The organism is Catenulispora sp. GP43 (assembly GCF_041260665.1).
Lineage (GTDB): Bacteria > Actinomycetota > Actinomycetes > Streptomycetales > Catenulisporaceae > Catenulispora.
The window spans coordinates 435,578-442,153 of record NZ_JBGCCT010000004.1 but is presented as its reverse complement, the minus strand read 5'-3'; the positions used below and the strand labels follow the sequence as shown (position 1 = coordinate 442,153).

Sequence of the window (6,576 nt, the reverse complement as noted above, 5' to 3'; positions counted from 1 at the left end):
GGGGGGGGCCCGCCCCCCGCCCCCCACGGCGGGCCCCCCCCCCCGGGGGCCCCCCCCCCCCCCCCCCCCCCCGGGGGCGCGCCGCCCCCCCCCCGCTTCTCGATTCGTGCCGTCTTGCGCGCAGCCGCCCGCACGCCGCCAAATTCAGGCGAACCTGTCGGTGGTCTCGGATAAAAAGGTGTTGTACCCGCCGCGGAGGGTGGGGACACCATCAATCTGAGGTTGCCGGACCCGGCGAGATTCGCGATATAGCTTGACAGTCGCGGCACGCGTTATATCGTGTGCTGCGAGCGAACGGGACGCCAGGACCTGCGGTCGGCGCGGAGGGGAAACATGAGTGAGGCGGTGAGCGGTACCCAGGACGTGGTCGTCCCGGCTGCCGACGCGGTGCCCGGGGCTGGCGCGCCGGTGAAGGAGAAGGGCCCGGGGCTCTCGACGATCCCGAAGGGGGCCTGGGCGGTGATGTTCACCGTGCTCGGCGCCTCCATGATGGACCTGCTGGACGCCACGGTGATGAACGTCGCGGCGCCCTCGATCCGCACCGGGCTCGGGGCGTCGAACACCGAGTACCAGTGGATCAGCACCGGCTACGTGCTGTCGTTCTCCGTGCTGCTGATCGCCGGCGGACGGCTCGGCGACATCGCCGGGCGGCGCCGGATGTTCCTGATCGGCCTGACCGGCTTCACGATCATGTCCGCGGTCTGCGCCCTCGCGCAGAACCCCGGCGAGCTGATCGCGGCCCGGCTGCTGCAGGGCAGCGCCTCGGCGATGATGATCCCGCAGGGCATCGGCATGATCCGGGAGAAGTTCGGCCGGGAGAACAGCCAGAAGGCGTTCGCGATCTTCGGACCCTTCATGGGCCTGTCCGCGGCCCTGGGCCCGGTGCTCGGCGGCGCGCTGATCACGTACTCCTCGTGGCGCTGGGTGTTCGTGATCAACCTGCCGGTCGGCGTGATCGCGCTGTACTTCGCGGCCAAGGTGCTGCCGACGGTGCACCACCGCGCGGGCGACCGGCCGAAGCTGGACGTCATCGGCCTCATCCTGTGCTCGATCGCGGTCGGACTGCTGGTCTACCCGGTCATCCAGGGCCGCGAGCACCACTGGGACGCCGGCATCTGGCTGATGCTGGCCGGCTCGGCGGTGGTGATGGCGATCTTCGCCTTGTACGCCCGGGCCCGGCACAAGAGGAACCTGGACCCGTTCCTGGAGACCAGCCTGTTCCGCAAGCGCGCCTTCACCACCGGCACGATGACCATCTTCCTGTTCTTCGGCGCCTGCGCCGCGGCCTTCACCGTCAGCCCGCTGCTGCTGCAGGTCTCGCTGGGCTGGTCGCCGCTGCGGGCCGGCCTGACCGGCGCGTGGTGGTCGCTGGGCACGATCATCTCGATGGGCGCCGGCCAGGCGTTCGTGAAGAAGACGCCGCGCCGGGTGCTGCACGCCGGCCTGCTCACGCTGGCCGCGGGCATGGCGCTGAGCGGGTACATCATCAAGCACTACGCGGGGACCTCGTTCACGCTGAACGCCGAGCACCAGCCGATCTGGCACAGCGGGGTGACCAGCTGGAACCTGGCCCCGGCGCTGCTGGTGTCCGGGATCGGCATGGGCCTGGTGTTCGCGCCGTTCTTCGGCCTGGTGCTCGCCGCGGTCGACGACCACGAACTCGGCTCGGCCAACGGCGTCATCAGCTCGTTCAACCAGCTCGGCAACGCGGTCGCCGCGGCGCTGTTCAGCACCCTGTTCTTCAACCGGGTGGAAAGCGGCGGCTCGCCGTTCCCGGCCGCCGAGCTCGTGTACTGGCTGGCCGCCGGCATCCTGGTGCTGACCTGGCTGCTGGCGTTCACGGTGCCGAAGACGGCGCGCAGCGAGGACGAGATCATGGTGTGACGCTCCGGCGTCCACACCCGAGGACTGCGGGGGATTCGGGGGAGCAGGAGGGGAACGGGGATCGGGGAAGAAGGTGGCCCGGCGCTTCAAGCGCCGGGCCACCTCGTTTTCCCACTCCTCGGGACAGGTGGCTTGACCTCGCCCCAAGGGCAGACCCGAGGCTGGTGCCCAGGCCGCACGGCGCCGCCGGCGGCCGTACCGAACCGATGAGGACACTGATCGCGATGCCCGACGACGACCTGCTGACCAGCGGCGACTTCAGCCGCCGCTCCCGGCTCTCGGCCAAGGCGCTCCGCCTGTACGAGCAGCAGGGCCTGCTGGTCCCCGACGAGGTCGACGCCACCAACCGCTATCGCCGCTACCGCGCCGCCCGCCTGGCCGACGCCCGCCTGATCGTCTGGCTCCGCCGCCTGGACATGCCCCTGTCCGACGTGGCCCGAGTCCTGGCGGCCCCGCCCGCCGAGCGCGAGGCACTGGTCGCGGCGTACTGGGACGAGGCCGAGGCCAGGTTCGCCGCCCAGCGCTGGCTGGCGGCCCGGGTCCGCGAAGAAGTGTCCGGCCACGAAGGAGCCCGCACCATGACCCAGCCCATCCTCACCCGCGACGTGCCCGCCGGCCTGGTCCTCACCGAGCAGCGCCACGTCACCCCCGAAGAACTCCCCACCTGGATCTCCCAGGCGATGACCCGCCTGCTCACCGCGGCGGCGCTGGCCGGCGGCCCCACAGCGAACCCCTTCGTGGTCTACCACGGCGAGATCAACCACGACAGCGACGGCCCGGCGGAGGTCTGCATCCCCATCGACCCGGCCAGAGCCGCCACCGCCACCGCCCCCACCCGCGAGGAACCGGCCCACCGCGAGGCTTACCTGCGCATCACCAAGGCCCAGGTCGAGTTCCCGCAGATCCTGTCGGCCTACGACGCGGTCGGCCGCTGGCTCACCGACAACGGCCACACCGCCACCCTGCCCCCGCGCGAGGTCTACTTCGCCGACTGGGACGCCGCGGGGCCGGACGACGAGGTCTGCGACATCGCCTTCCCGATGCGGCCGTAGCCATGGCCGGACGACGCGGCCGGCCGCGGAGGGGGCGGCCGGCCGCGGGGGTGGGGGAGGGCGGCGCCGACCGGTCGGCAGCGGCCGGCGATCGGCGAGCTGAATAGCGCCGACCGGCCAGAAGCCCGCGACCGGGGAGCGCCAAGCGGCCAGCCAGGGGCCAGCCAGGGGCCAGTCAGCGGCCAGCCGGCGGGCCAGCAGCGCTCGGCCGGCGACAACAGGCAGGCCAGCTCAGCGACCGGTCCGGCCAACTCCTACCGGTCGGCGACCTGCGACCGGTCGGCGACCTGCGACCGGCGCGCGCCCGGACTGGCTGGCAACCGAGTGGCGACCGGCCGGCGGCGGCTCGGGGCGTGCGGACATCCAGCCTCGAACAACTGTTCACCATCTCGCGACCCAATCGTCATACCTCCGTCTTGTCAGCCCTACTCCCTACCCATATACTTAGCGTGCCTAAACTATGTAAATGACAGAGGGCGGGGTTGTATGACTGCGACACAAGCTTCCAGCGCGACTGGGAAGGCCTCTCGCGGGCCCGACCATCCGCACTACAAGTGGGTGGCGCTGTCCAACACCACGTTGGGCATGCTGATCGCGACGATCAACTCCTCCATCGTGTTGATCTCGCTGCCGGCGATCTTCAACGGGATCAAGCTCGATCCGCTGCAGCCCTCCAACGTCAGCTACCTGCTCTGGATGCTGATGGGTTACATGCTCGTCACCGCGGTGTTCGTGGTGGCGCTGGGGCGGCTCGGGGACATGTTCGGGCGCGTCAAGATCTACAACTCCGGGTTCCTGGTCTTCACCGTCTGCTCCATCGCGCTGTCGCTCGATCCGTTCCACGGGGCGATGGGGGCGATGTGGCTGATCGGGTGGCGGGTGTTCCAGGCCATCGGCGGCGCGATGCTGATGGCGAACTCCGCGGCGATCATCACCGATGCGTTTCCGGCTGCGCAGCGCGGGATGGCGTTGGGCATCAACATCGTGGCCGCGATCGCCGGGTCGTTCATCGGGTTGGTGCTCGGTGGTGCGTTGTCCGAGTGGAACTGGCGCACCGTGTTCTGGGTGAACGTGCCCATCGGGTTGATCGGCACGGTGTGGGCGTACAAGTCGCTGCACGACACCGGGATCAGACAGAAGGCGCGGATCGACTGGTGGGGCAACCTCACCTTCGCCGCCGGTCTGACTTCGCTGCTCGCCGGTATCACGTACGGCATCCAGCCCTATGGCGGCCACACGCAGGGGTGGACCAACCCCTGGGTGGACGCCGGGCTGATCGGCGGCGTCGTCCTGATCGTGCTCTTCTGCGTGATCGAGGCGAAGATCTCCGATCCGATGCTGCCGATGACGCTGTTCCGCAACCGCGACTTCAGTACCGGCAACCTCGCGAACCTGCTCGGGGCCGTCGCCCGGGGCGGTCTGCAGTTCATGCTGATCATCTGGCTGCAGGGCATCTGGCTGCCGCTGCACGGGTACGACTACAAGGACACGCCGTTGTGGGCGGGCATCTACATGATCCCGCTGACTCTCGGTTTCCTGGTGGCCGGGCCGATCGCCGGGCATCTGTCGGACAAGTTCGGGCCGCGGGTGTTCGCCGCCGGCGGTCTGCTGGCGATGGCGGTGTCGTTCGCCGGCCTGCTGCTGATACCCACGAACTTCTCCTACTGGGTGTTCGCGCTGCTCATCTTCCTCAACGGCATCGGCGGCGGGTTGTTCTCCGCGCCGAACACGTCGCTGATCATGTCCAGTGTGCCGACCCGGATGCGCGGTGCCGCCTCCGGTGCGCGGGCCACGTTCATGAACGCCGGCATGGTGCTTTCCCTGGGCATCTTCTTCTCGCTCATGGTGGCGGGCCTGTCGAGTTCGCTGCCGCACACCCTGTCCAGCGGTCTGACCGCGCAGGGGGTGCCGGCGCAGACCGCGACCCAGATCTCGCACCTGCCGCCGGTGGCGACGCTGTTCGCCGCGTTCCTCGGCTACAACCCGATGCAGCAGCTGCTCGGTCCCTCGACGCTGCACGCGCTGCCCGCCTCCAACGCGCAGACGCTCACCGGCCGGGAGTTCTTCCCGCACCTCATCTCCGGTCCCTTCCATGACGGCCTCATGGTCGTGTTCTGGCTCGCCATCGCGATGGCGGTGATCGGGGCGGCGGCCTCGGCGCTGCCCGGCAAGGGCCAGGCGGAGGAGCCGGAGGCGGCCGCCGGGAAGAGCGCGGCGGCGACCGGGTGAGGGTGGGTCCCACGCCGGACGCGGCGTGGGACCGGCCCGGGACGCCGGGGGTCGGTAGATTGAGAGTGCGGCGGTGTGTTTCACTGTGCCCCACTTCCGCCTGACCGCTCCGCCCCCGTCCACCGCCGCCGGTTCGCCCGCGCTCCTGTGAAGGACCCGATGAACGCATCGCCGACCCAGCCCGACACCGAGGTCGCCGCCCGCCTGCGGGTGGCTTTGGGCCGTCTGAACCGGCAGCTGCTGCAGCGGCAGTCGGAGGCGAGTTTCGCCCAGCTCTCCGCGCTGTTCGTGATCGAGAAGTGGGGCCCGATCCGGATCGGGGACCTGGCGCAGAAGGAGAAGGTCGCCGCGCCGTCGATGACGCGCACGCTCAGCGGCCTGGTCGCGGCCGGCTGGGTGCAGCGCGAGCCGGACCCGGACGACGGCCGCTCCTTCATGGTCACGCTGACGCCCGGCGGCGCGGCGCTGATCGGCAAGGTCCGCAAGCAGCGGACCGCGGCGCTGGTGCAGGGCATGGAGCGGCTGACCGGGGCGCAGTTGGAGGCGCTGCAGGCGGCGGTGCCGGTGCTGGAGCAGCTGGCCGACGAGGTCGAGCCGAAGGCGCGGCCGGCCTCCTGAGCCCGGCCGGGCCCGGTGCGGCCGAGCCACGCCGACCGGCGGACCCCGCCCGGCGTCCGGCCGCAGGAAGGTGCGAGACTGGACGGTATGACGGCAGCAAGCGAGGAGCCCCAGGTCTCCGTTCCCGAAACGCCGGCCGAGGCCGAGTGGCCGCCGCGCGAGTGGCGCGAGGCCCAGCGCGGGTCCGGCGCCCGGAGCATGTACCAGCTCCTGGGGCTGATCGCGCTGATCATGATCGTCCTGGTCATCCTGTCGTTCTGGGGCTTGGCCAACGGCTGATGCGGCACACCCTGATCCTGCTCCGGCACGCCAAGTCGGACTGGCCCGACGGCGTCGCCGACCACGAGCGCCCGCTGACCGGGCGCGGCCGCCACGACGCCCCGCGCACCGGCGCCTGGCTGGTCGAGCACGGCCGGGTCCCGGACCGGGCCGCGGTGTCGACCGCGCTGCGCACCCGCCAGACCTACGAACTGGTCGCCGAGGCGTTCCCGGCCGGACCCGAGATCGAGTTCACGGACGATCTCTACTCCGCCTCGGCCGGCGAGATGCTGGAAGTGATCCGCCGGACGCCCGAGAGCGTCGGCACCCTGATGGTCGTCTCGCACAACCCCGGGACCCAGTACCTGGCGCTGGCGCTGGCCGACGAGACGCATCCGGAGCTCGTCGCCAAGGTGCACGCCGGCTACCCGACCAACACCGTGACCGTGCTGGAGTTCGACGGCGTCTGGGAGACGCTGGACCCGGCCGCGGCCTCGATCGTGGCGGTGGAGTCGCCGCGCGGCTGAGCCGCACG

6 protein-coding genes are annotated in these 6,576 nt (G+C 70.8%); all 6 read left to right on the top strand.

All coding sequences use genetic code 11. The features are described 5' to 3' along the window. Positions 1–333 precede the first annotated feature (333 nt). The 6 genes from ABH926_RS12095 (at position 334) to ABH926_RS12070 (ending at position 6,568) form a co-directional block, all read left to right on the top strand. Positions 334–1,884, top strand: coding sequence for an MFS transporter (locus tag ABH926_RS12095; protein ID WP_370365546.1), 1,551 nt, complete (start codon positions 334–336; stop codon positions 1,882–1,884). A gap of 224 nt (positions 1,885–2,108) precedes the next feature. Next, the gene (locus ABH926_RS12090) at positions 2,109–2,936 is read left to right on the top strand and encodes a MerR family transcriptional regulator (protein WP_370365545.1); all 828 of its coding nucleotides are present in this window, start codon (positions 2,109–2,111) and stop codon (positions 2,934–2,936) included. A 486-nt stretch (positions 2,937–3,422) separates the two neighbouring features. Then, positions 3,423–5,165: an MFS transporter gene (locus ABH926_RS12085; protein WP_370365544.1), complete on the top strand. Its 1,743-nt coding sequence runs from the start codon at positions 3,423–3,425 to the stop codon at positions 5,163–5,165. Positions 5,166–5,324: 159 nt separating this feature from the next. Next, positions 5,325–5,783, top strand: a complete 459-nt coding sequence (locus ABH926_RS12080; RefSeq protein ID WP_370365543.1) for a MarR family winged helix-turn-helix transcriptional regulator — start codon at positions 5,325–5,327, stop codon at positions 5,781–5,783. 87 nt (positions 5,784–5,870) lie between these two features. Then, the gene (locus ABH926_RS12075; protein ID WP_370365542.1) at positions 5,871–6,062 is read left to right on the top strand and encodes a hypothetical protein; all 192 of its coding nucleotides are present in this window, start codon (positions 5,871–5,873) and stop codon (positions 6,060–6,062) included. Next, positions 6,062–6,568: a histidine phosphatase family protein gene (locus tag ABH926_RS12070; RefSeq protein WP_370365541.1), complete on the top strand. Its 507-nt coding sequence runs from the start codon at positions 6,062–6,064 to the stop codon at positions 6,566–6,568. Before ABH926_RS12075 ends, ABH926_RS12070 begins: the two co-directional genes overlap by 1 nt. Positions 6,569–6,576 lie beyond the last annotated feature (8 nt).